Origin of the sequence: uncultured Paraglaciecola sp., from assembly GCF_913058035.1 — a bacterium.
GTDB lineage: Bacteria > Pseudomonadota > Gammaproteobacteria > Enterobacterales > Alteromonadaceae > Paraglaciecola.
This window is the reverse complement of record NZ_CAJXPA010000066.1, coordinates 1-23815: the sequence shown is the minus strand read 5'-3', so window position 1 is coordinate 23815 and position 23815 is coordinate 1. Positions and strand designations below refer to the sequence as shown.

Here is a 23815-nt window from a genome sequence, read left to right as displayed (position 1 = left end):
CCATTAAGTAGACATTATTTAAGTGCGATAGATGCCATTTGCATGGTACTTTCGAATGACTCTGCACCCGCAATAAATAAACCATTATGACAAAACATTGCGTCATCTATGCCTGTCACTTTTTGCAGTGCTTTGTCGGATAAGCCAGCCCACTCTTTAGGTAGCGGTTTTTTGTCTTCGAACGAACCAGGTTCAACAGGTACCGTCTGAATTCTCCATTGGCCAGTTTGAGAAGGGTAAATCATATACAAAGCCTCTTCAGATAAGGCGTGAACTGTTTTTTTCCAAGGGGTATACTTTTCTAGCACAATTACCCTTGGGTCTTGTGCATTTTGAATCGCTGAAGCTACAATCGTTTTTGCACTGATGCCACCGTTAGCAGCTGCAATAAATCGTGTTAACACACGAGATGCAAACTCAACCGCTTCATCAAAGCAGGTATCAAAGTGGCTATCTTCTTGCCAAGTTGGATTGAACATTGAAATAGTTTGGCTAAGACTGATACCTTCAGGTAAACCTTTGACATGTCCACAATCAATAGCATCAATGGCGGATACCAGGCCCGTATCCAAAGCATTCGCCACGTCCTGATTACCTTTGCATATATCTACTCCATACTTTTGCCACATCAGACCAAATGAGGAGTAAGGAATTCCGTTTTCGCGAGCACCTGCACCGCCACGTTGATGGTGATCAAAACGTCCTGCTGTTGGGTCATACTCACCTCCTACGTCAATTACAATATCGGCTTTGGCAATAATCTCTAAATCACGTGTACGTATCAGCGTGAAAGAAGAAAAAATGCTCTTCAGAGCAGCGACACTGAATACATCATCAGCATGAAAATTACCATTGTGAGTTACTATAATTTTATCATTCATTATTTTTGTGTCATTTTAGAAAGGAATGGAAAGGTGTCATCAGATAATGTTAAAACAAAAAAAATTAACCAATAAAAATTAGGAGGCAAAGTATATATGAAAACAGCTAAGGAGATTGTATTAACTTTGTGCACTAATGAATACTGGTCCTAAATATATTTTTTATGTGTTTAGTAAAATTGGAAATTAAACCTGCTTTGAGGTTTGTAAGCGTTCATGAAGCGACGTGATTTATTGCGCATAATAATTAGTTATAATAACTAATGACCCCAATAATAGTTGAACAAGCAAACCATTTAAGTACTGCGTTATTTTAATTTATAAGCTTGTCATTTTATTACTATACAAATCTATCTAAGGTGGAAATAATGAAAATATTTAAATGTTTTTTAGTCTTTATTGCATTTTTTAATTTAGTTTCATGCTCAAGTTTGGACATAAACCTACCAAGCCACGACAAATTGTTAAAAGCACAAACTGAACAAGACGGCAGATCCTGTGTTCGTCAGCGTAATATCCGAGGTTACGGCATGCTCGATAATGATGTCATTAGTATTTCTGCTATCGGAAAAAATCGTTATTACTTAGTTACGACTCTATTTCGGTGTCAATCTTTACAAACCAGTTTTTCTGCGGGTTTTAAAGGTGACTTCTTTGAATTATGTGGTGGTGGTGGTGATAAAATCCTTACCTCTGAGGAATCTTGCCCCATAAAAAGTATTTTTGAATTCGAGACTCGAGAAGATGCTTTTGCCAGCTTTGAAAAAGCTGACAACGTTCGTCGAGATTTAAGAAAAGAGGCGCAACAAAAAGCAAAAGATAAAGATAAAGCCGCAGATGAGTAGAAGGTTGCATACATGACGCTATTTGGTAAATAGACGCGGCTGTATCATCTTCATGAACACACTTCACCCAGAAAAGTATATATTATAACGAGTCTGATATTCTAAATACCCTAGAAAGAGGTTGAGTAAACCTCTTTCTAGGGTATTTGTATTTTTGAGGCTTATTTTTGTTTGTTTTTAGTTACGTAGTTTAGAATGGATTCAGGTACTGTTTTTTTGACATCAAAACCTTCAAATGCTCTTCTGGTAATGACATGACCAAGACGGCTTTCGATGGCACATAAGTTCCTAAAGTTATCCTTAGCTACAAATGAAATGGCTTCCCCGGTTGCACCTGCACGGCCTGTTCTGCCAATTCGATGAATATAGTCTTCAACCTGATCAGGTACATCGTAATTCACTACACGTGATAAATTTTGAATATCTAGACCACGAGCTGCTACCCCTGTTGCGACTAAGAACTTAATCTGACCAGATTTAAATTCAGATAAGATCCTTTCGCGAACGGCCTGAGTTCGGTCACCGTGGATACTCTCAACTGGAATACCGCGTTTCTCTAACTGGCTGACTAATTTAGCAGCACCTTGTTTTGTCTCAATAAAAATTAGTGCTTGATCCCACTCTTGTTCTTTAATCAAATGGCTCAACAAAGCTGATTTATTACCTTTATCAACCGTAACTAACCATTGTTCAATTTTGGGAGATGATGTCTTATCTTGTTTAATCGATATTTCAACAGGCCTGTAGATGGACCGTTTGGCCAGTGAACGTACTTCATTAGAAATAGTTGCGGAGAATAACAAGTTTTGACGTTGTTCAGGTAACCGTTCTATGATTTTATTAATGTCGCCAATAAAGCCCATATCCAGCATCCTATCGGCTTCATCTAATACTAATACCTCGAGTTCGTCAAAGTGTAAAACACGTTGCTGTGCCATGTCTAAAAGACGACCCGGTGTAGCAACAACTATATCGACGCCCCCAATTAAACGCTGTATTTGCGCAGATGAATCAGCGCCTCCATACATTGCCATTGAACTAAGTTCTAAATATTGACTATATGCTGCAACGCTTTTTTCTAGTTGCACCGCTAACTCTCTAGTAGGCACCAGAATAAGTGCACGAATTCTTTTACCACGTAATTTACGCTCAGTATTAAGTTTTTGTAGAATGGGCAATACAAAACTTGCCGTTTTACCTGTACCTGTTTGCGCAGCGGCAATTAAATTTTTGCCTGATAAAATAACCGGGATCGCTTTTTCTTGAATGGGTGTCGGTTGGGTATAGTCTAAATCTGCTAATGCTTTTAGGATGGGTTGTGATAACTGCAATGATGAAAATGACATGTTTTGCCTTGTAAAAATAACGTATTTCTAAAGTTTCTTAGCCAGAAAAATAGTGTGTTTGCTGCCTTTGCCTGGACGGGCCTGAATCTCTCGTGTATCCACTCTAAACCCAATCTTTTTTAATCGAACAGTAAATAAGTAGTCAGGACTTGCAGACCATATGGCAAGCATGCCATTAGCATGTAACGTGTCATAGATATCTTTTAACCCGTCTTCAGAATAAATCTGATTATTATCCGTGTGAGTAAGTCCTTTAGGGCCATTATCTACATCGAGTAAAATAGCATCATATGAGGGGGCTCTTGAAGCAAACAATTCTTTTACATCGCCGATGTGTAATTTTGTGCGCGGGTCTTGTAGTGGGTTACCCGCACAATTGCCTAGAGGGCCTTTGTTCCATTCTACTACTTGCGGTATTAATTCTGCAACGGTCACAAAGGAGTCAGCATTGACTGCTTTTAGAGCTGCGGCTAAGGTATAACCCATACCTAAACCGCCTACTAAAATATGTGCATCAAGGTGCGGTTTAATATGCGCGCACCCCAATCTCGAAAGTGCCTTTTCTGAATTAAAGACACGGCTGTTCATTAGCTCGCCACGCTTGCCTGTTATTTTTATAGAAAATTCATCACCGCGCTGGGAAAATTTTAATTCACCGCCATCGTTGGGAATTTGAGCGGTGTCTAGGTGGTTCCATGGGATCATAATGTGAGCTTAATAATTCTGAGAGTTTTCTGGGGAGTTGATTAATACTTTACCACAGTTGTTGCCCCAAGCTTCAGGTCCGAACCTATTTAATAAGTCAAACAAACAAATTATGAGTTGCCAGATAATTTTGGCTCCCTTTATAAACTAATACTGAGAATTATTTATTTTGATGTTAAATAGCTTCTGTTGGTAGATTTGACGATTTGTTGATCAAACACCTGCCTAAGTATGTTCTCAGTGAATGAAAACTGCCACCGCGAAAGGAATCAAATCACTCATTTATAGATGTATAAAGTCGCCACCATTGGGGAAACTGTGGTGGTGCAAAACTGATTTAATGTGGTTTGACTCTAATTCAATTTACTTTATTAGCATTGGAGTAACGAACTAAAAGTTGTATAAATGCGGTAAAGGTCTTTGGGAACACACGTGCTTGCCAATAAGAAATTTTGGCCATTAAACCTGGTACAATAATGAACTTGTTTTTAGCCACTCCTTTAAGTGTGGCTTTGGTAACAGCTCCAGGCTGTAAAGTCCCACCTAAATCTTTGATAAACCTTGTTTGTGGTAATATGTGTGCGGATTCTTTAGTCACCATAGGTGTATCAACTTCTGGTGGGCAAACCACACTAACACCGATGTTATACTCTGCTAATTCTTGGCGCATACAACCAGCCATACCGACAATTGCAAATTTTGAAGCGCTATAAGCGCTATATCCATATGTTGAAATGACGCCTCCTAATGAGCTAATAAAACAAATCTGACCAGACTTTCGTTCAATCATCTCAGGTAAAAAAGCTTTGGCTACTGCACGGCTTCCCATTACATTTGTTTGAACAATAGCGTCAAAATCATCATCATTTTGTTCGATAAAACGGACACTAGCAACAATGCCTGCGCTTAATACCAGTAAATCTGGATCTCCAACCTGTTGTTTAATTGCGGTAACTACAGTAGTCAATTGTACTTTGTTGGTCACATCAACAGAAAATGATAAAATCTGTTGAGTGTCAAATTTCACCAAGGCCTTGCATTCATTTACGGCCTTATTTAAACGCGCTTGGTTTCTGGCCAACAAAATAATGTTAGCGCCTTCTCTTGAATAGGCTTTGGCAATGTCCAAACCTATGCCACTCGACCCCCCTGTAACAACTACGATTTTCATATATTTAGTCCTGCTTCAAATTATTTTTGAGACACCATTATCATCAGTTCCAGCATTATTTCAACGCAAGCATAATCTCTAGCATATTGGAGAAAATCCAGGTTACTAGTTTATTCGCCAGAAAATTTATTGATAATAATATTTGGTTACGTGAGGCGAAATAAATACTGTGTAGTTTTGATTGAAGGCTGTGGTTATGAATCGAGCTCAATTTAAAACGTTTATCTTCTAACAAAGTAATAAAAAATCTGTATGACAGAAACAGAAAATTAAGGGTAAAATTATTTTACGTTACATAGCATAACGAATAAATATACCCAAAAAACTTTAAATTTACGCTGCTGCAATTTTATCTGAGCGTGCATTACACTTTATGGACTTATTTTCGTGGCTATATCAATTGTTATCAATTGGACTGGCCAGAGCTGTGTTCTTCATAAAAAGTAGAGCATATGTTAAGACGTCAATTTTTAAATGCGTTGGGACTGACTATAGGGACTAGCTAACTAACTCAACATTATTAGAGGCTGCATGAGAATTTGATATTGCCCATCAGCAGATTCGGTTATGCGACTGGAATGCTTTAGTGATATGTTTCCACTTACTCGTAAATACATTCAGTTATCGACGTTTCTGTAAGCATCAGATTTAGACTTATCTAAGACGTTACCAAAAACCCCCTCGTGTATTTGATGGAAATCGTTCCGATTATTGGCACTATCTCTTTCAAACCATTGACGCAGAAATTAGCCAGTCTGCTGCTAATTATGTGGGGTAAGGCTGAAAGCATAGTCCTGACACATAGCACAACTATAGTTCAGGATTAATTGTTAACGGACTAAAACTTCATTATGGAGATGAGGCGTTACAAACCGTGTGTAACTACTACACCACAGATATGTCTCTTGCTCATAGGTATAAGCGAACGGGTAAAAGTTAGGCGTAATGCGCTTTATGAAAATCTTGTGCAAGTCATTGCGGCAGACTTCAAAAATTGTTTACATGTTGATACTAACCTAGAAACCTGTGTGGTGGCGACCACGTGGGTTCAGACTTAACCAAAGTGCTTATATGGCAAAAATAGATCCCTTTAGACACGAAAAAATAGAGCATCTGCTGCATAATATTGAAACGGATATTTTGGTAACAATCAACCATGATGAGTTGAGTGAGGCCATCAAAAGTGACCGGTTTCAAATCATGACCAGCAATTTATCGTTAATGTTAAATATCTATATTTGTAACAAAATTACAAAAGCGTTATTATATAGGTTGAATTTAAATCAATGAAGCTGATGTCGATAGTTTTACTACTTTAAGCAACCCCATCATTAGATACGCGTTTTATCATTTTTAAATAAAAACATAACTCTTCCTCTGTCTTATACAGAATCTTTTATTATTAGGTTATTTACATGCTCGAACACATGAAAAGAGACTGGCTCTCTAATATTCGTGGTGATGTGCTTGCTGGTATTGTGGTGGCATTAGCCCTGATACCTGAAGCCATCGCTTTCTCAATTATTGCAGGTGTTGATCCTAAAGTGGGTCTGTACTCTTCATTTTGTATTGCGGTCATTATTGCATTTGTTGGTGGCAGACCAGGTATGATTTCTGCAGCAACGGGTGCAATGGCCCTATTAATGGTCACGCTGGTTAAAGATCACGGGCTTGAATACTTACTAGCTGCGACCTTATTAACTGGTGTGCTACAAATTTGCGCGGGATATCTCAAACTGGGTAGCCTGATGCGATTTGTTTCGCGTTCTGTTGTTACTGGGTTTGTTAATGCCCTAGCTATCCTGATTTTTATGGCACAGCTACCTGAACTGACCGATGTTACGTGGCATGTTTACGCAATGACGGCTGCAGGTTTAGGTATCATTTATCTTTTTCCTTATATTCCTACTATTGGAAAAATGATCCCTTCTCCACTTTTGTGCATTGTAGCGTTAACGGCTGTTGCGATGTCTCTGGACTTAAACATCAGAACAGTAGGTGATATGGGGGAACTACCCGATACACTTCCGATATTCTTGTGGCCAGATGTTCCACTTAATTTGGAAACTTTGCTTATTATTTTACCCTATTCCGCGGGTCTTGCAGTGGTTGGTTTACTTGAGTCTATGATGACAGCTACTATAGTTGATGAACTAACAGATACTACCAGTGATGGTAATAAAGAATGTAAAGGTCAAGGTATTGCTAATATTGGTGCAGGGTTATTTGGCGGTATGGCAGGTTGCGCGATGATAGGACAATCAATTATTAACGTAAAGTCGGGTGGCAGAGGAAGATTGTCTACCTTTGTTGCTGGTCTGGTGCTGATTATTATGGTGGTATTTCTTGATGATTGGGTTAGTCAAATACCAATGGCCGCATTGGTTGCTGTGATGATCATGGTATCAATCGGTACGTTTTCTTGGTCTTCCATCACCGACTTACGTACTCACCCCGTTTCATCAAGTATTGTCATGGTCAGCACTGTTGTGGTGGTCGTGGCTACACATAATCTTGCGTTTGGAGTATTAATTGGGGTGTTATTAGCCACCTTGTTCTTCTCTAATAAAATTGGCAGGCTTATGATGGTGAAACCTCACTTTAGTGAAGCTGATAATGTGCGAACGTATGAAGTCATAGGTCAGGTGTTTTTTGCTTCAGCGGAGCAATTTACCAAGGCATTTGATTTTAAAGAAGCAGTAGAAACGGTTATTATTGATCTAACTCATGCTCATTTTTGGGATATAACCGCAGTATCTTCACTCGACAAGGTTGTGATTAAATTCCGACGTGAAGGTGCAACTGTCACAATTGTTGGCATGAACGAGGCAACAGCAACAGTGGTAGATAAATTTGGGGTGCATAATGACCCTGAAGAAGTTGAAAAACTGCTCGGCGGACATTAAGGAGACAACGATGACAAAAATAATTACTTGTGTGGATGGTTCTGCAATAAGCTCATCCGTGACAGAAGCGGCAGTCTGGATATCAAAAAAACTTAGCATACCTGTTCTTTTTTTGCATACGTTAGAAAAAGAACAGCAGCATGGGGCAGATGATTACACTGGGGCTATTGGCCTAGGTGCGCGAACAGCTCTACTTGAAGAAATGACAAAACTAGATGAACAACGTAGCAAAGTGGCATTCCAGTTAGGTATAAAATTACTTGAGCATGTTGTAAATCAGGCAAAGACAGCAGGTGTCGTGGAGGTCGAATCATTACAGCGGCATGGTGATTTAGTCGATTCGATAGACGATATCGAAGGTCAAACCCGAATTATTGTTATCGGCCGAAGTGGCGAGGGACATGATGGTAACTTCAACGTATTGGGATCTCATATCGAGACCTTGTTACGAAAAGCCTCTCATCCAGTCATGGTCATTCCAGGTGTGTTCAAAACGCCCGTGTCGTTCATGATTGCCTATGACGGTAGAGAAACGGCAGACAAAGCATTGCAACGGGTTATCGATGGTGGGTTATTACATGGTCTTCACTGTCACCTTGTTTCTGTAAATAATAACGAGACATATCAAAAAGATAAATTTGCGTTAGCCCAGAAAAAACTTGAAGACAAAGGGTTTAATGTTACCGCATCATTTATTGAGGGCAACATTCATGAATCTCTAATAGAGTATAAAGAGACCCATGACATCGGAATCATTGTTATGGGTGCTTTTGGGCACTCAAAACTAAGACAATTCTTTTTAGGTAGTAACACCTTAAAAATGCTTGAGCGTAGTAAAGTACCTTTGGTTGTTTTGAAATAAGTATTTTTGAATGAACAACTAATTCTAATTCTAATTCCAAATCAATCAGAGTTTCATCATTGAGTCAGTTTTTATACAAGCAGTCATTATTAATGGTCGCTTGTATATGACTGCATAACTTAGCATCATGTGTATCTTCATGAAATCCTCTGGTATCGAGCCTTGCAGCTATATTGAATAACTATATAACTTAGGAAGACATGCTCTAAACAATTTCAATTTTCATCTGAACGTAAAGCACCGATTAATCTAGTAACCAACTCATCCAAAAGAATAAACGTTTTATGCACGTTTGTTTTTTGAATGAGACCATTGCCACTGTTAAAATATAAAATATAAAATATAAAATCTAAAGCCTAAAGCCTTAAGCAAAATTCGTGAGTGTATTGTCCTAAAAAACGGTGATGCCTATTATTGATGTAATTCACAATTACATAAGATTTTAGCTCGAAGCATACATACAAATATCTGCGCATAACAATTTCAGAAGAACGACTAATAATCGAGCCTCTGAAATTGAGTCATCGCTAAGATATTACGTTTTATTACCTGTGGATAATCTTGACATCCCTGTTTGGATATTTAATCAGTCAAAACTTTCTTCATATATATTTATTTCTTACTATTAAAATGTGCCATCAATTCAGGTAATGCGGCTTTAGCATCTGCATCAACTTTTTTTGATATTTCATCCTTTGCCATATTAGCTTCCCAGGCTTTTAACTTGGGATAATCTGCTAGTAATCTCCAAGCATAAACTTTGGATGCGTTCATCTTGGCAACAACCAAAACATAACGTAAAAGTATGTCTGCTGCTGTCATTTTGTCTCCCATAAGATAAGGGTCACAACTACACAGATTATCTAAAGCTTTTAGTCCTTTTTGCATCAGCGGGCGGGCTTCTTTAAATGCAGACTCACAGCGTGGTAATCCTAATAATACCTCACCACTTAGACGGCGAGCGGGTAGTTCTATATATATTTCTGCTATTTTCATGATTTCTTCACACCTAGCGCGCTTAAAATCGTCGCTTGGGAAAAAGCTTTCATCACCTTGCCGATCGATATAACGCATCAACACGTCAGTTTCTGTGATAATACCTTCTGAGGTCTCCAATGCGGGTACTTTTCCCATCGGATGTATTTTTAAATATTCTTCCGTTTGATTGGGGTAAACCTTAACCTCTTCAAAGTTAATGCCTTTGGCTAATAGTAAATGTTTGACTGCGTTATAATAATTGCTTGCGGAAAATCCGTATAATTTCATTGTATCAACCTCAATTGTTTTATTTTTATAAATAATAAATAATAAATAATAAATAATAAATAATAAATGCTACATGGCATCATTAGGACATGTCATACCTAATGAGTACGACTAGAGTGTGCTCAGCTAAGAGCCATCCTTAACTTTCTTCCTGATCAAACTCGCGTTCTAGCAGTTCTGCCTTTAGAGCTGCAGGACGCCTTAGTATTCGTTGTAAATAAGACACAATATTTGGAAACTTGCTTAGTCCACCTGCTTCGCTTATTTTTTCAAAGACGAACGAGTTTAATACGTCTGCTCCAGTAAATTGGCCTTCAATGAGATAGTCTTTATTAACTAACTCATTGTTTACAAACGTCAGTACTTCTTTCATTTGTTCGCGAGCAAACCCACCCAGAAAACAGCTTAGATTATCGTCAACACCCAGCAGATATCGAGTGATCAGCGGGTAAGCAGCAGTGCCTTCTGCAAAATGCAACCATTGTATATAGCGAGCGTGATCTGGTGTATGAATTGCTGGTGCCAAGCTTTTAGTGCCGTAACGGCTAACCAAGTAATCAACAATGGCTCCTGACTCTGATAATACAAGTTCGCCATCTTGGATAACGGGCGACTTACCAAGTGGATTAATAGCTTTAAGCGAATCTGGTGCTCGGCGAGTTTTGCTGTCGCGCTGATATGGAACCACTTGATACTCGACACTGAGTTCCTCAAGTAACCATATTATGCGCTTCGATCGGGATTTATTCAGGTGGTGTAACTTAATCATGTTTAACGTTTCCGTGGGATAGATAAAGGCAATTAGTCATGGACGGTATTTATCTCATGCCATATATACTTTTGAATACTAATTTTAAGTCTTATACATTATATTAACCCTTGCTAAATATGGGGTCTTATACTAACGACCAAAAGTTATGTACGATTGGGTATAAATATGTTGTGGAGTTTAAAAGCGAAAATAAGCGCTTCGGCGAGTGTTCATAGTCATGATATAGCTGAACTTATCTTATGTTACGGAGACGGTGGTTACCTAAGAGTTGATGATTACAATATTAATTTTAAGGCAGGAAGGACACTATTAATTCCACCCGGTGTTCAACATCAAGTGGTAGTGGCTGATAAAAGGCATGCTGAAATAAAGATATTTTGCATGTCCCGAACAGATATGCGGCATTTTTTATCTCCAGTACAAATGACTAGCGTGCAAGCGATATTTTTGATGGGCATAAGCATCGCAGACGCAGCCCCACCCAGTTCTAATTTACTCAATATTGGTGACCAAGTCAGTGAAGGTATTAACCAAACTGCATCAAATATCCAGCAACTTAACTGGAGCTTAACAGGTTTGATTTTAGCATTGCACTGCAGCAGATGCCGACTAGAAGCTAGTCAGTCGCATCTGAATAACCAGAAAAATAAATACCAACGTAAGATGCATCAAGTTACAATTTGGATAGAACAGCACCTGCAAGAGAACCTCGGGCTGGATCAAGCCGCCGCTGAGTTTGGTTTGTCTCGCAGTTTATTTTCTCGTGAATTTCATCGTCACACGGGCATGAGTTTTATCGAACATTGTAACACCCGTCGTGTTGAAAAAGCCGCACGTGTATTGTCATCTTCCGACGTAAATATTACTGAAGTGGCGTATGGCAGTGGATTTTCCAATCTAAGCCATTTTCATCGTCAGTTCAAAGCGAACTACGGCTTAACACCTGGAGCTTTTCGGCGCAAAATGATGGAGGAGGGCGGTCGTTCATAAGAGTTAATATCTTAATCTAGAAAACTTTATTAAATCGCTTATTCTTGTGAAAGCAGATAATGCTTTCACAATTGACGGGTATCCATTTAACTCACTAATAGTCATTGCTTAAGCCTAACAGGTTTAATTTTTATATAATTATTGATGCGTAAAACTTAAATAAAAACTTTACACACAAAAAAATTCACGTGGTTGTTCATAGTCTGCACAACAATGATGAAGGCTAAGCTCAAGTCTTATGTATGTATCAGTAATGCCAATGCTTTTAGGAAACATATATCACTTAGATAAAAAAGCTTAAAACCTCAATATCTATCAAACTTTAAGTACTTCTCTTACATATTCTGCTGTTATTTAGTGTAATGTTTTCATATAAGTATGGATCGTATAACAGAAAATAAATGCCTGAAAACTTGTGATTAACCGAGTTTGTAATTAATCGCACTCGATACTTAAAAATATATTTAGTTTTGTATGTCGGCATAAATATCACGTCTACCTGTCGATCCCCCTATGCAACTTATGATTAATTAAAGGGCCTAACTATTGCCGTATCCATCATCCAATTCGTATGAATATCACTACTCAATCAAGACGTTTCCCTTGTCCTATTAATTGTGGCTGTTATATTTAGTGTGAATCAAACAGCGAGTCATCTTTTGAAAAACATAACATTAGGCCCCATAAATATTGCCAGTTCATTGCTGGCCACACTCGTGCGAACTGGCTCGGGGATCAGTGTAAATTCGGCTGTGTTAAAGCCCGAAATTCCGTTCAAACTATTTGATATAGAAGGTTGTCCCTATTGTAGGTTGGTAAGAGAGGTTCTAACTGAACTCGATCTTGACACAGAAATTTATCCTTGCCCTAAACAGGGGGAACGTTATCGAATCTACGTCAAGAAGATAGGAGGTAAAGCTCAGTTTCCTTTTTTGATAGATCCCAACACTGATGTTCAGATGTATGAATCATTAAGCATCATAAAATACTTATTCGAAACTTATGGACAAAGATCGTTACCGCTGAAATGGCAATTGGGCTCATTACAAACGATTTCTTCAATGTTGGCGAGTACAGTACGGCCGGGTTTAGGAAACACTAAAAAAAAATCTTGTGCCCCAGAACAATTGCTTGAATTATATAGTTTTGAGTCTAGTCCTTATGCACGTCTGGTACGTGAGTGTTTGTGTGAGTTGGAGATCCCTTATATTTTGCACAGTTGTGGTAGAACTGATTTAGGTGAATGGTTACTGCCACCACTTAGAGACGCTTTAAATATAGTGCCCAATAGCATATTAGAGAATCGTAAAATATTACTTGAAAAAGTTGGAAGAATGGCTATTCCATACTTAATTGATCCTAATGAAAATATTGAGATGTTTGAGTCAGCTGAAATTGTGAAATACTTAGAAGCAACCTATGCTGTCAATGATTAAAATGATATTCCAAAACTCTAATTCTTGAGGCTAAGCGGTGTCTAAAAGAGTTATAGGGTGTCAATTATAATATTTATTCTGGCAACACGTTTTTAAACTATTTGATTTTTTAATAGAAACGTACTTTGGTCTCAATACCAATTATTCGCGTTTGATTAACAGTATCGGTTGAGTTGTTGAAATTAATTGCACCTTTCCAATTTTCTTTACAGGTTATATCGCATCCAAATAAGGCGATGTTGTAATCATCTTCAAATTTTTCATAGCCAATGCTTAAGGCGTTTTTAAAGTTATTATCTGTTTTAAACTCAATGGAGTCATATGAGAACAGCTTGATTTTATTTTTAGATGCCTAATTGGTGTAGATTAAAATCTCTCCACTCTGGCCCTCAGTGAACGAATAACGAGCTGTAAAGTTGAATACGCTTTCTGGTGCTTGAGGAAAAAGGTTTCTGTCAATTAATATCGCAAATCCATCTGTACAACAATCGAGTAGATTACAATTACCTGTGAAATTGAAATCTGGGTTTACACAACAAGGTAAAACAGTTCATGAATCATCCTGAATTTCGGTATGGTTAAAACTATATTCAGCGGTAACGGTTAAATTATCACTAACTAGGTACTGAGCATCAATTTTAAAACCAAAACCGTTACCTTTATCCGTATTGATCAGTGCTGCGTTATTTGATCACCGCCGATTGCTGAAATTTGGATGTCGTCAATTTGATAATAAAATGGCGGTAACATTAAGGCGTAAAATATCATTCAATCAGTCTGTTTTATTGCAGACTTCAAACGAATTGATGGCTTTGGGTTCAGCCATTGAGGGTGACCTTTTAAATACCACATCACGTTCAAGCATAGTTTGCGTACCGAAACCATTGACAACCCGCCCGAATACAGACGTAATTTGTCAATTTTATAGTTAGCACTCAACTCCCAACTGACTTGACTGTTATCGACATTAATATCTGCATATATTTGAATTGATGCGGGGCCTATGAATAAGGCAAAACCATCTACATTTTGTCTACCTGCAATAAATAATCATATATCAACAATAGATGTTTATTACAAAATGCGAGGTAGAGCTTTGTTATATGTTTAAAAACTGATTTTAGTCTATTGAAATACAGTTTTTATTGGAGCATGCGGCATTTAAAGTGCAGGGCTGTGCTCTGATATGTTTGAATGAGTTTCTCAAAAGTATGTTCAATATCACACACTGTAGAGTCAATCCCAGTGTCTTTGACTCGGTAATTCCAAACCGAAGTAAACATCGATTTTGCAGTGAACATTTTTACACATTAAAAAGTTAGGTCGGATGGTGAAGAGGTGTTACTGAGCGTATTCAATTTTTATTAGGCGCGATGGCGCATCGATACCCATTGCCACGTTAGACTTTTGGGTAACGTCTCTGAATACGTTGTTTCCATGCTTTAGCGACTGACAATCGCCACAAATAATTTAATCCAAAATATCCCGCTACACTGAAAAATATCGAGTAAATTAGACAACCTACCAAAAAAGCGGGGCCAATTGTTTCAATGCTTTGTAATACCCAATTCCAACTCAATTCAAAACTAAAATCTTTTCTTGGGGTGCCCATTATAGTTGTACCAACAATGTAAGCACTATAAAAAATGGGTGGCATAGTAAAAGGGTTACTTATCCATACTGTAGCCACTGATAATGGTAAGTTGACACGAAAAGGAATCGCTACAGCTGCTGCTAGCCACATTTGAAAAGGTACTGGCCAAAATGCGAAAAATAAACCCACAGCAAACGCACCTGATGCTGAGCGCCTGTTCAAATGCCAGAGGTTAGGATCGTGTAACAAAGTACCAAAAATCGATAGAATTTTCTGTTCTCTGATTTTATGAGGACTGGGTAGGAAGCGCTTAATAAACTTTTTCAGAATAGTTCTCTATACTTTAATTTCGTGCAGCAACGGACGGCTTATACCAGTTACTATGGACAGTAAACTTCTATGTTTTATTTCAGCATCTTTTACTAGTTTATTTTGGACTAGCCTGCCTTCTGTCTATATCGTTCTTTTACTACTAATTTTTGCTTGCCTAGTATTTAGAAAAAATCAACACCTTGGTTGTTTCTTGCTTGGCATTATCTGGATGGCGAGTGTAGGGCATTGGCAATACTCTTTGCAACTATCTTCAGAACAAACTAGTCAACCGGTACAAATAACAGGCGATGTCAGCAGTTTAGTGATTGCTGATAAAAATATACGCTTTAATCTTAACATCACACAAATTGATGACGTACTTCTTTTTTACCCTAAAACCTGCCGATTAAGTTGGCGCGACCCTACTTGGCAGCTACAGCAAGGCCAACAAGTTAAACTTTTGGTTAAAGTTAATCCTCCGCATGGGTTAGCTAACGAGTCAGCTTTTAACTACCAACAATGGTTGTTTAGTGAAGGCATAAACGCAACGGGTTACGTTAAATCTGATGTTGATAATAAGTTAATTGACAATAGGAAAACGATTCGGCAAAAGCTACTCAATAAGATGCTAGCCTTGAATTTGCCACATGACTCGTGGTTAGCAGCACTCACTTTTGGCTATCGAGGAATGCTGCAACCTGCAGACTGGCACCTTGTACAAAAAACGGGCGTGGCTCATCTTATCGCTATATCTGGCTTGCACTTGGCATTGGTAGCGAGCTTAAGTTATTTTTTTATAGCATGGATTGGTGGTGGATTAATCAGCCGATTTTATTTCTTACATCAGATTAACCTGCATAATATCGCTATGTTATTAACTGTTTTTAGCACCTTGGCTTATTCAGCTTTAGCTGGGTTTGGTTTGCCTACACTCAGAGCATGGTTGATGTTGCTTCTATTTACTGTTTCATTTCTATGTAATAAACATTTTGGGGCAAAAAGTTTAATCTTATTGGGGCTCAGTTGTTTTGTACTATTTTTTCCATTGAGCATATTTGGATTAAGTTTTTGGTTAAGCTTTTCTGCTGTAATTATTATTTGTTTTGTATTTTGGCGCTGGCCAGTTAAACAAGGCAATTTTTCTTTGGTAGCAATATTATCCGGTATGGTCAAAGTTCAGTTATGTTTGACCGTATTAATGTTGCCGCTAGTAGCTTGGCAGTTTTCTTATGTTTCAATTGTGTCACCATTCGTTAACTTAATAGCAGTTCCAATAGTTACAATGGCCTTGGTACCAGTTTGTTTATTAGGTGTGATTTTTTTAGCGGTTAAACCTAACTGGGCGTTAGAGTTTTTTTCTGTAGCTGATCTAATGGTAGGTTATGGGCTAACGTTCCTTGAATTCGCGTTAAAGCTTAACGGTGCTTATTTCAACTTACCTTCATTCCCGGCTGCTGTGTGGCTTTTTATTTTCCTATTTGTATTTTGCTGTTGTTTGCCTTCTCTTTGGTTTAATAAAAAATTACTGTGTCTATTATTACTGCCATTGGCTAGCTATTTTTTTACCCAAAAAAACAATACTTGGCAGATAAGTGTATTAGATGTGGGGCAGGGCTTAGCAGTTTTGATCAATAAAAATAACCGAGTTATTATCTATGACGTAGGAGCCAGTTACCCTTCTGGCTTTAATATGGCTGACAGTGTCTTATTACCTATTTTACAGGCTAGGGGTTTGTTGAAAGTCGACTTAGTATTTATAAGCCATGGGGATAACGATCATGCTGGTAGCTTGCCTCAATTACTTAAGGGCGTACAGGTAGCTGAGGTGTTGACTAATCAAGACCATTGTCAGCAAAACTTAGATATAAGTTGGCAGGGCTTGAGGATCAAAGCCTTATGGCCAGATGATGCACTGAAATATAACGATAACAACGCTTCATGTGTTATCAAGATATCAGATCAGTATCACAGTATTTTATTACCCGGTGATATTGATAAAACTATTGAAAAGCGGTTGCTCGAATTATACCCAAAACAATTACAATCTGATATTTTAGTAGCAGCGCATCATGGCAGCAATACCTCTTCTTCTCGTGAGTTTATCCAAACAGTCAGTGCTGATTATGTCATATTTAGTCAGGGGTTTATGAATCGTTGGCGTTTTCCTAGGCAAAAAGTATTAGACAGATTTCTGCAGATAAATAATAAACAGGGGACACAACCTCAATTATTTACAACGTCTGACTCAGGCCAAGTGACATTTATTATGCAATATGATTCGCCTGTACCGATCATTGTTAAAACGTTTAGACAGGATACTTATCCTTATTGGTATGCAAACTCGATTCATCGCCAATAAAATAATTATTGATAGTTGGGGAATTTCCACCTAACAGTTACACTACCCCTGTCTTTACTACTTATTCAGATACCCGTTATTTAATGCACAAACACAGCGATTTGCACAGCAAAGTGCCAGATAAAATTTTTAAACGTTTTCGCGTTTACCTAAAAGATTACAAACTAGCATTTGCTGTCGCTATTATTGGAATGATTGGCTACTCGGTTATCGATGTATTAGTTTTAGCTCAGCTTGAAACGCTAGTCGATGACAGCCTAGGCCAAGGTGATTATGAGTATTTGCGTTTAGCTGCTTATTTTATAGTTCCCATCTTTATTTTCAGAGGTATTTTGAATTTTCTTGGTACTTATTCGGTTTCCTGGATTGGTAATCATGTGGTGATGCGAATGCGTCAGCAACTATTTAGCCGCTATATTCACTTTCCTGTTGAATTTCATGACAACAACAGTACTGGTCAACTAATTTCTAAAGTTATCTATGACACAGAGCAGGTTGCTAATGCGTCAAGTAAGGCATTAATAACATTGGTTCGTGAAGGTGCATTGGTAATCGGTTTGTTAATTGCGATGTTCTATAAATCTTGGCAATTGTCACTAATATTCATTTTAATTGGACCCTTAGTTGCGATTATTGTTTCTGTTGTAAGTAAGCGTTTTAGATTAGTCAGCCGCCGCATTCAAGATGCTATGGGTGGATTAACGTCCACGGTTGAACAAGTTTTGAAAGGTCATAAAGTGGTATTAATGTTTGGTGGACAGGACAAAGAAGACAAGTCCTTTGCGGACAAAAATAACCACAACCGTCAACAAAATATGAAATTGATAGTCGCTAGAATTCTCAGTGTTTCTTCCATTCAGGTTATTGCTTCCATCGCTCTAGCTGTGGTGCTTTATGTCGCCAGCACTCCAGGCTTAGTGGTAACGTTAACTCCAGGTGTATTTGTGAGTGTGGTGGTATTTATGACCATGCTTTTAAAACCCCTTAAACAACTTACCACCGTGAACAGTGAATTCCAAAAGGGTATGGCGGCGTGTGTAAGTATTTTCAAAGTGTTAGATCAACAGGTAGAAGTGGACAAAGGCACGCAAAGTATTGAAAGAGCAAAAGGTAAAATAGACTTTAAAGATGTAACGTTTAGCTACCCAAGTAAAGAAGCTCCAGCATTAAAAAATATTTCGTTTTCAGTCAAACCCGGACAAACGTTTGCCTTAGTTGGACGCTCAGGAAGCGGCAAATCGACCATTTCAAGTTTGTTAACACGTTTTTACGACAATCAAATCGGCGAAATACTCTTAGACGACATGTTATTAAGTGATATGCAGCTAAAAGATTTACGCCGACAATTCGCTTTGGTTTCACAGCATGTGGTGTTATTTAATGACACCATTGCCAACAACATCGCCTATGGCTCAGAGAGTAAAGTGAGTCGTGAACAAATACTTGCAGTGGCCAAAACTGCTCATGTGCTGGAGTTTTTAGAACAGTTGCCGGAGGGATTGGATACCATGGTAGGTGAAAACGGTTTTATGTTATCTGGTGGTCAACGTCAACGCTTAGCTATTGCACGCGCTTTGTTATTGGATGCGCCAATACTTATATTGGATGAAGCCACATCAGCACTTGATACAGAATCAGAACGATTGATTCAAGATGCACTAGACAGACTGCAGCAAAATCGCACCAGCATAGTCGTCGCTCACAGGTTATCGACTATCGAAAACGCAGATACTATTTTAGTGATTGAAGCAGGTGAAATTATCGAGCAAGGAACTCATCAAAGTTTGCTGTCACAAAATGGCGCATATTCACAATTGTATAATATGCAGTTTAGTGAGGAGTTAGTCTCCAAGTGAGGTGGGTAGACAACATGTGGTATTCACCGAGTTGGTACCACTGGCCATTTATCATAATCTTACTTCCGTTAGCTGTGCTATTTGGATTATTGTCTGCGTTTCGAAGAGCGTTATTTCGGTTCCAGCTTAAGCCTTCATCTAATGTTCCTGTAGCAATCATCGTGGTAGGTAACATAAGTGTTGGTGGTAATGGAAAGACGCCATTAGTTGTGTATTTAGCACAATATTTAAGGCAAAAAGGTTATCATCCTGGTGTGTTAAGTCGAGGATATGGTGGTAAAAATGCCAGCTACCCTATGACGGTTGAGGCAAGCAGCAAAGTGGATGTAGTGGGCGATGAAGCTATATTAATGCGTCAACATATTAACTGCCCCTTGGTAGTTGACCCTGTTCGCCCAAGAGGAGCGATAGAGTTGGTTGAAAAACATCAATGTGATGTGATTATTTGTGATGATGGTTTGCAGCATTATGCTTTGAATAGAGATATTGAGATTGTCGTGATAGACGGGCAACGACGCTGTGGTAGTAAACTTTTATTACCATCAGGACCCTTGCGCGAAGGTTTATGGCGTTTAGATACGGTTGACTTTTTAGTGTTAAATGGTGGTTCAGTCAACAAAAGAGAATATTTAATGTCACTGCAGGCTGGGAAACTGATCAACGTCAAACACCCTAATAAAAGTCTATCATTAAGCGAGCTTACTTCACCTGTCACCGCTCTGGCAGGAATAGGCAACCCGCAACGCTTTTTTTCTTTATTAGAAAAAAAGCAAGTTAGGCTTAAAGATAAAATAAGCTTTGTCGATCACCATGTTTTTAGTAAAGCAGATATTCCTAGTAGTATTGTGATTATGACAGAAAAAGATGCAGTGAAATGTACTCAAATAGCACATGATGACTGTTGGTATCTGCCTGTCAGTGCTAGTTTAAGCAGCCAGTTTGAATCGCAACTTATACAAAAATTGGAGCAAGTGGCTACCGATAAAAAACAATTAAGAGAAAATAATGTCCTTTGATAAAAAATTACTAGATATTTTAGCCTGCCCAGTTTGCAAGGGTAAATTATTATACCAAAGAGAGCAGGCGCAGCTTATTTGTAAGTTTGACCGCATGGTTTATCCTATAAGAGAAAATATACCGGTGTTATTGGAATCAGAAGCTAAACATGTATCTAGCGAAGAAATGGAACGACTATTAACAAACGACTAGTGTTGATTACTGACGATTTTTATTGTCTAACTAAAGTCATTAAAAAGATTAAAGAGATAGAAGAGATTAGAGTATGCAATTTAGTGTCATAATTCCTGCACGTTACGCGTCCAGCCGGTTTCCCGGTAAACCTTTGGTTGAAATACAAGGTAAACCTATGGTGCAACATGTTTATGAGCGCGCTCAAGAATCAGGGGCAAGCAATATTTTAGTGGCAACAGACGATGTTAGGATCGCTAAAGCGGTAGATGACTTTGGTGGTCAATATTGTATGACGGGCTCGCACCACGAATCAGGTACAGAACGTCTGGCTGAAGTAGTTGATTTAAAAAACATGTTATCTCATGAATTGGTAGTCAATGTGCAGGGTGATGAACCTTTTATACCTGCTGAGAATATCCTTCAAGTAGCTGAAAATTTACATAATCACCAACAAGCTGAAATGGCGACTTTAGCTGTAAGAATTACTAATATTGAAGATGCTTTCAACCCTAATACTGTAAAGGTAGTGATGGATAAGCAAGGATATGCATTATATTTTTCACGTTCTACCATACCTTACGACAGAGCGCGTTTTCTTGATTCGGATAGCATTGACGAAATTGGTGAATTTTATTTTAGGCATATTGGAATTTATGCTTACCGTGCAGGTTTTATTAAACAATATGTGAATATGTCACCATCAGGCATAGAGCAAATTGAATCGTTAGAGCAACTTCGTGTCTTGTGGCATGGCGAAAAAATCCATGTTGAGCAAGCCAGGATTACACCACCTATTGGTATCGATACACCAGAAGACTTAGCTAGATTATTAGCAAGTCAAACTTGAGGGAATTTTATGGCAACTGTCGTTATTACTGGAGCCAATCGCGGCATTGGTTTGGAGTTTGTAAAACAGTACTTAGCTAAAGGTAATAAAGTTATTGCCTTGTGCCGCAATAATAGCGACGAGCTTAGTCAGTCTGGCGCCAAAGTGATCGATAATGTTGATGTGAGTAACCCAGAATGTCTAGAAAAAACTTTACCTATATTGAGCGATTTAAAAATTGATTTACTGATCAATAACGCTGGTGTGTTAGCTAACGAAAGCTTAGAAGACATGTCAGTCTCGACTCTAGAGTACCAATTCAGAGTCAATGCAATGGGGCCTTTGATGGTGACTCATCTGTTGAAGAAACAATTGCTCAAAGGTGCAAAAGTTGCGTTGATTACCAGCCGTATGGGTTCGGTAAAAGATAACACCTCTGGTGGTTATTATGGCTATCGTATGTCTAAGTCAGCGTTAAATATTGCTGGGGTGTCTTTAGCTCATGATCTTAGAGAACAAGGAGTTGCTGTTGCTTTATTACACCCAGGTTATGTACAAACTGAGATGGTTAATTATGGCGGTGATATTTCTGCTGCGGTTGCGGTTGAACGCTTAATGCAGCGTATTGTAGAATTGAACCTGAACAATACTGGCACTTTCTGGCATTCAAATGGTGAAGTTCTACCTTGGTAATGTAAAATTAATAAAATGCTAGAGGTGATTACAGTATTTTTATGATGAATAAATTTTACCTAATAATCTTCATTATCAACAGCATCACTAGGTGGCAGCTTGCCGCCTCTTTCAGACGGTGACGATTTAACTAAGCGTGTTTTAACCGCAGGCACACTTATTACTTTACCGCCAATAAATCCAAACGACATTTAATTATGTGCCATCAAATGTAATTGGTTTGCTCAAACAAGCAGTCAATCGCAACTGTCGTTCTATGATTCTTGGTTTTAATTACGTAATAAAAAATTATGTAGTATGCGTAAAAAGAAACATCAGCATTTAAATCTGTAGGAGTTATGGGGAACTCTATATCTGTAGCCTATATATACTCAGATAGGCCAGTAATATAAAGGAATACCATATCCAGCATTACATTTTGAAATCAATACGATGGACTAGATCATTAAATCACTACATTAAAACCTGCAATAAAAATTATAAAATCTATTACAGGTAAGCAAAACGAATAGATGAAGTGATATGCAATCAGTAATAGGAGACTAACATACAAGCTGGCATCAAAAAGTGCCTAGAAACTTGATAAATTTAAGTGTTTAAACAAAACGCTTTTCAAGATAACTGATGATTGCAGAAGATTCATACAACCATTCTACACCACTGTCACTCTCGACACGTAAACAGGGAGTCTGAACTTTCCCGCCACCTTGCAATAACTCTTCCCTAAAAGGCGAGCCTTGTGAGGCGTTACGTTTAACGACAGGCAAATTCATTTTATACATTGCACGACGAGTTTTAATGCAAAATGGGCAAGCAAAAAATTGAAACAAAGATATTTTTTTTAGCTCTGCTTCGACCTGTTTTTGTGCCTCTACCGTGCGTTTTAGTTTTGAACCTCGGGTAATAAAATCGATGGCTGCGATGATGCCGCCTAATAAGTTACGAATAAGGTTAATCAATAATTTCATCTATACCGCTCATTTTGTGAATTAGTGAAGCATAAGGCTGTATCATTATAAGCATTATACACATACAAATAGAGGTACTTGCATTGCTGTTATAAGGATCAGAACTAAAGTGAATAATAAAAGTGCATAATAAAAAGTGCTTGAATTAGAAGTGTTCAGATAGAAAAAGTCTTCTGCAATTAAGTGTTTTAAACCGGCACCAGATTTATTGTTCTTGCAAGCTAAATTATATACGTTTTGAGGTTTTAAAGGCGTGGGACTTATAGATTCAAGTGGTAGATTCAAAGATGTGCTGTTTGAATTAATTGCAGACAAAGTTAAACAATTAAGTGGAAATTTTACACATGAAAAATATTGAAATTAATGCAGAGCCAATTGCTTTATACCAGTTATTAAAACTTGAAGCATTAGTGTCAAGTGGTGGTGAGGCTAAAGTAGCTATCGACAATGGTCGAGTATTGGTTAATGGTGAGGTTGAAACCAGACGCCGTAAAAAAATAATGTTCGATGATACGATAGAATTTGAGAGTGAATGTTTTAAGGTTGTGTTGAAGTCGTAGTCAGTAGTCATCTGAATTTTTTTGCTATCAACACATTTGTCATCAATAGCTATGCTGATGTGTAACGATACAATATTAAAACAAGCTGTAGTGATGTTTGATAAATAAGACATACATCTCCAAGCTAAATTCTCCGCACTGATGGGTGGAAATAGTTAACGTTGTATCATTTATATGTGGTTTTCTAATGCTGTCGCTATTGTCAATGTTGACTTGTTTGATGTTTTTAAGATGGTAGGTTTTAGCGTTATAAATTTTTATTAACCAAAAGAAAGG

22 protein-coding genes are annotated in these 23815 nt (G+C 38.0%); 12 read left to right on the top strand and 10 right to left on the bottom strand.

Translation table 11 applies throughout. The features are described from left to right. Window positions 1-14: 14 nt before the first annotated feature. Window positions 15-881, bottom strand: a complete 867-nt coding sequence (locus QZ562_RS10520; protein ID WP_293759688.1) for an MYG1 family protein — start codon at window positions 879-881, stop codon at window positions 15-17. Window positions 882-1249: 368 nt separating this feature from the next. Here QZ562_RS10520 and QZ562_RS10515 point away from each other — a divergent pair, with 368 nt between their 5' ends. Beyond that, window positions 1250-1726 carry a DUF6491 family protein gene (locus QZ562_RS10515; protein ID WP_293759686.1) on the top strand — a complete coding sequence of 159 codons (477 nt, stop codon included), beginning with the start codon at window positions 1250-1252 and terminating at the stop codon, window positions 1724-1726. 161 nt (window positions 1727-1887) lie between these two features. Here the strand turns inward: QZ562_RS10515 and QZ562_RS10510 are convergent, their stop codons facing one another. The 3 genes from QZ562_RS10510 to QZ562_RS10500 all read right to left on the bottom strand — a co-directional run bounded on the left by QZ562_RS10510 (window position 1888) and on the right by QZ562_RS10500 (window position 4948). Then, window positions 1888-3072 carry a DEAD/DEAH box helicase gene (locus QZ562_RS10510; protein ID WP_293759684.1) on the bottom strand — a complete coding sequence of 395 codons (1185 nt, stop codon included), beginning with the start codon at window positions 3070-3072 and terminating at the stop codon, window positions 1888-1890. A 27-nt stretch (window positions 3073-3099) separates the two neighbouring features. Then, window positions 3100-3777 (bottom strand): MnmC family methyltransferase, encoded by a 678-nt coding sequence (locus QZ562_RS10505; RefSeq protein ID WP_293759682.1) that lies wholly within the window; start codon window positions 3775-3777, stop codon window positions 3100-3102. Window positions 3778-4135: 358 nt separating this feature from the next. After that, window positions 4136-4948 carry an SDR family NAD(P)-dependent oxidoreductase gene (locus QZ562_RS10500; RefSeq protein WP_293759680.1) on the bottom strand — a complete coding sequence of 271 codons (813 nt, stop codon included), beginning with the start codon at window positions 4946-4948 and terminating at the stop codon, window positions 4136-4138. Between the two features lie 1415 nt (window positions 4949-6363). Here QZ562_RS10500 and QZ562_RS10495 point away from each other — a divergent pair. Together QZ562_RS10495 and QZ562_RS10490 are read left to right on the top strand one after the other, a co-directional pair. Then, window positions 6364-7854, top strand: a complete 1491-nt coding sequence (locus QZ562_RS10495) for a SulP family inorganic anion transporter (protein ID WP_293759678.1) — start codon at window positions 6364-6366, stop codon at window positions 7852-7854. 10 nt (window positions 7855-7864) lie between these two features. Then, on the top strand, window positions 7865-8716 hold the full coding sequence (locus QZ562_RS10490) for a universal stress protein (RefSeq protein ID WP_293759676.1): 852 nt from the start codon (window positions 7865-7867) through the stop codon (window positions 8714-8716). Window positions 8717-9328: 612 nt separating this feature from the next. On the opposite strand, the gene QZ562_RS10485 is transcribed toward QZ562_RS10490, so the two are convergent. Continuing rightward, entirely contained in the window at window positions 9329-9982 is a 654-nt protein-coding gene (locus QZ562_RS10485) for a glutathione S-transferase family protein (RefSeq protein WP_293759674.1), read from the bottom strand. Between the two features lie 139 nt (window positions 9983-10121). Beyond that, complete coding sequence (locus tag QZ562_RS10480) at window positions 10122-10751, bottom strand: glutathione S-transferase (protein WP_293759672.1); 630 nt, start codon at window positions 10749-10751, stop codon at window positions 10122-10124. 168 nt (window positions 10752-10919) lie between these two features. Here QZ562_RS10480 and QZ562_RS10475 point away from each other — a divergent pair, with 168 nt between their 5' ends. Together QZ562_RS10475 and QZ562_RS10470 are read left to right on the top strand one after the other, a co-directional pair. After that, window positions 10920-11744, top strand: coding sequence for an AraC family transcriptional regulator (locus QZ562_RS10475; RefSeq protein ID WP_293759670.1), 825 nt, complete (start codon window positions 10920-10922; stop codon window positions 11742-11744). A gap of 659 nt (window positions 11745-12403) precedes the next feature. Continuing rightward, on the top strand, window positions 12404-13180 hold the full coding sequence (locus tag QZ562_RS10470; protein ID WP_293759668.1) for a glutathione S-transferase N-terminal domain-containing protein: 777 nt from the start codon (window positions 12404-12406) through the stop codon (window positions 13178-13180). A 1399-nt stretch (window positions 13181-14579) separates the two neighbouring features. On the opposite strand, the gene QZ562_RS10465 is transcribed toward QZ562_RS10470, so the two are convergent. After that, the gene (locus tag QZ562_RS10465; protein ID WP_293759690.1) at window positions 14580-15104 is read right to left on the bottom strand and encodes a DUF2062 domain-containing protein; all 525 of its coding nucleotides are present in this window, start codon (window positions 15102-15104) and stop codon (window positions 14580-14582) included. Between the two features lie 52 nt (window positions 15105-15156). Between QZ562_RS10465 and QZ562_RS10460 the strand changes: the two genes are divergently transcribed. The 6 genes from QZ562_RS10460 (at window position 15157) to QZ562_RS10435 (ending at window position 22011) form a co-directional block, all read left to right on the top strand. Continuing rightward, entirely contained in the window at window positions 15157-17445 is a 2289-nt protein-coding gene (locus tag QZ562_RS10460) for a DNA internalization-related competence protein ComEC/Rec2 (RefSeq protein WP_293759666.1), read from the top strand. Between the two features lie 83 nt (window positions 17446-17528). Then, window positions 17529-19301: a lipid A export permease/ATP-binding protein MsbA gene (gene msbA, locus QZ562_RS10455; RefSeq protein WP_293759664.1), complete on the top strand. Its 1773-nt coding sequence runs from the start codon at window positions 17529-17531 to the stop codon at window positions 19299-19301. Between the two features lie 14 nt (window positions 19302-19315). Next, complete coding sequence (gene lpxK, locus QZ562_RS10450) at window positions 19316-20317, top strand: tetraacyldisaccharide 4'-kinase (protein WP_293759662.1); 1002 nt, start codon at window positions 19316-19318, stop codon at window positions 20315-20317. After that, entirely contained in the window at window positions 20307-20510 is a 204-nt protein-coding gene (locus QZ562_RS10445) for a Trm112 family protein (RefSeq protein WP_293759660.1), read from the top strand. The genes lpxK and QZ562_RS10445 overlap by 11 nt, the downstream gene beginning before the upstream one ends. A gap of 73 nt (window positions 20511-20583) precedes the next feature. After that, a complete protein-coding gene (gene kdsB, locus QZ562_RS10440; protein ID WP_293759658.1) occupies window positions 20584-21339 on the top strand; it encodes a 3-deoxy-manno-octulosonate cytidylyltransferase in 756 nt (251 codons plus the stop codon). 9 nt (window positions 21340-21348) lie between these two features. Then, window positions 21349-22011, top strand: a complete 663-nt coding sequence (locus tag QZ562_RS10435; RefSeq protein WP_293759656.1) for an SDR family oxidoreductase — start codon at window positions 21349-21351, stop codon at window positions 22009-22011. Window positions 22012-22070: 59 nt separating this feature from the next. On the opposite strand, the gene QZ562_RS10430 is transcribed toward QZ562_RS10435, so the two are convergent. Beyond that, complete coding sequence (locus QZ562_RS10430) at window positions 22071-22202, bottom strand: hypothetical protein (RefSeq protein ID WP_293759654.1); 132 nt, start codon at window positions 22200-22202, stop codon at window positions 22071-22073. Between the two features lie 405 nt (window positions 22203-22607). Then, window positions 22608-22979: a glutathione S-transferase N-terminal domain-containing protein gene (locus QZ562_RS10425; protein ID WP_293759652.1), complete on the bottom strand. Its 372-nt coding sequence runs from the start codon at window positions 22977-22979 to the stop codon at window positions 22608-22610. A 344-nt stretch (window positions 22980-23323) separates the two neighbouring features. Between QZ562_RS10425 and QZ562_RS10420 the strand changes: the two genes are divergently transcribed. After that, window positions 23324-23539, top strand: a complete 216-nt coding sequence (locus QZ562_RS10420) for an RNA-binding S4 domain-containing protein (RefSeq protein WP_293759650.1) — start codon at window positions 23324-23326, stop codon at window positions 23537-23539. A 75-nt stretch (window positions 23540-23614) separates the two neighbouring features. Here QZ562_RS10420 and QZ562_RS10415 read toward each other — a convergent pair. Next, window positions 23615-23815: hypothetical protein (locus QZ562_RS10415; protein ID WP_293759648.1), on the bottom strand; the 201-nt coding region annotated here is incomplete at its 5' end.

Bases quoted from the DNA above. Each gene is read 5' to 3' on its own strand.
- QZ562_RS10520 (WP_293759688.1), bottom strand. From the start codon at position 881: ATGAATGATAAAATTATAGTAACTCACAATGGTAATTTTCATGCTGAT.
- QZ562_RS10515 (WP_293759686.1), top strand. From the start codon at position 1,250: ATGAAAATATTTAAATGTTTTTTAGTCTTTATTGCATTTTTTAATTTA.
- QZ562_RS10510 (WP_293759684.1), bottom strand. From the start codon at position 3,072: ATGTCATTTTCATCATTGCAGTTATCACAACCCATCCTAAAAGCATTA.
- QZ562_RS10505 (WP_293759682.1), bottom strand. From the start codon at position 3,777: ATGATCCCATGGAACCACCTAGACACCGCTCAAATTCCCAACGATGGC.
- QZ562_RS10500 (WP_293759680.1), bottom strand. From the start codon at position 4,948: ATGAAAATCGTAGTTGTTACAGGGGGGTCGAGTGGCATAGGTTTGGAC.
- QZ562_RS10495 (WP_293759678.1), top strand. From the start codon at position 6,364: ATGCTCGAACACATGAAAAGAGACTGGCTCTCTAATATTCGTGGTGAT.
- QZ562_RS10490 (WP_293759676.1), top strand. From the start codon at position 7,865: ATGACAAAAATAATTACTTGTGTGGATGGTTCTGCAATAAGCTCATCC.
- QZ562_RS10485 (WP_293759674.1), bottom strand. From the start codon at position 9,982: ATGAAATTATACGGATTTTCCGCAAGCAATTATTATAACGCAGTCAAA.
- QZ562_RS10480 (WP_293759672.1), bottom strand. From the start codon at position 10,751: ATGATTAAGTTACACCACCTGAATAAATCCCGATCGAAGCGCATAATA.
- QZ562_RS10475 (WP_293759670.1), top strand. From the start codon at position 10,920: ATGTTGTGGAGTTTAAAAGCGAAAATAAGCGCTTCGGCGAGTGTTCAT.
- QZ562_RS10460 (WP_293759666.1), top strand. From the start codon at position 15,157: ATGGACAGTAAACTTCTATGTTTTATTTCAGCATCTTTTACTAGTTTA.
- msbA (WP_293759664.1), top strand. From the start codon at position 17,529: ATGCACAAACACAGCGATTTGCACAGCAAAGTGCCAGATAAAATTTTT.
- lpxK (WP_293759662.1), top strand. From the start codon at position 19,316: ATGTGGTATTCACCGAGTTGGTACCACTGGCCATTTATCATAATCTTA.
- QZ562_RS10445 (WP_293759660.1), top strand. From the start codon at position 20,307: ATGTCCTTTGATAAAAAATTACTAGATATTTTAGCCTGCCCAGTTTGC.
- kdsB (WP_293759658.1), top strand. From the start codon at position 20,584: ATGCAATTTAGTGTCATAATTCCTGCACGTTACGCGTCCAGCCGGTTT.
- QZ562_RS10435 (WP_293759656.1), top strand. From the start codon at position 21,349: ATGGCAACTGTCGTTATTACTGGAGCCAATCGCGGCATTGGTTTGGAG.
- QZ562_RS10430 (WP_293759654.1), bottom strand. From the start codon at position 22,202: ATGTCGTTTGGATTTATTGGCGGTAAAGTAATAAGTGTGCCTGCGGTT.
- QZ562_RS10425 (WP_293759652.1), bottom strand. From the start codon at position 22,979: ATGAAATTATTGATTAACCTTATTCGTAACTTATTAGGCGGCATCATC.
- QZ562_RS10420 (WP_293759650.1), top strand. From the start codon at position 23,324: ATGAAAAATATTGAAATTAATGCAGAGCCAATTGCTTTATACCAGTTA.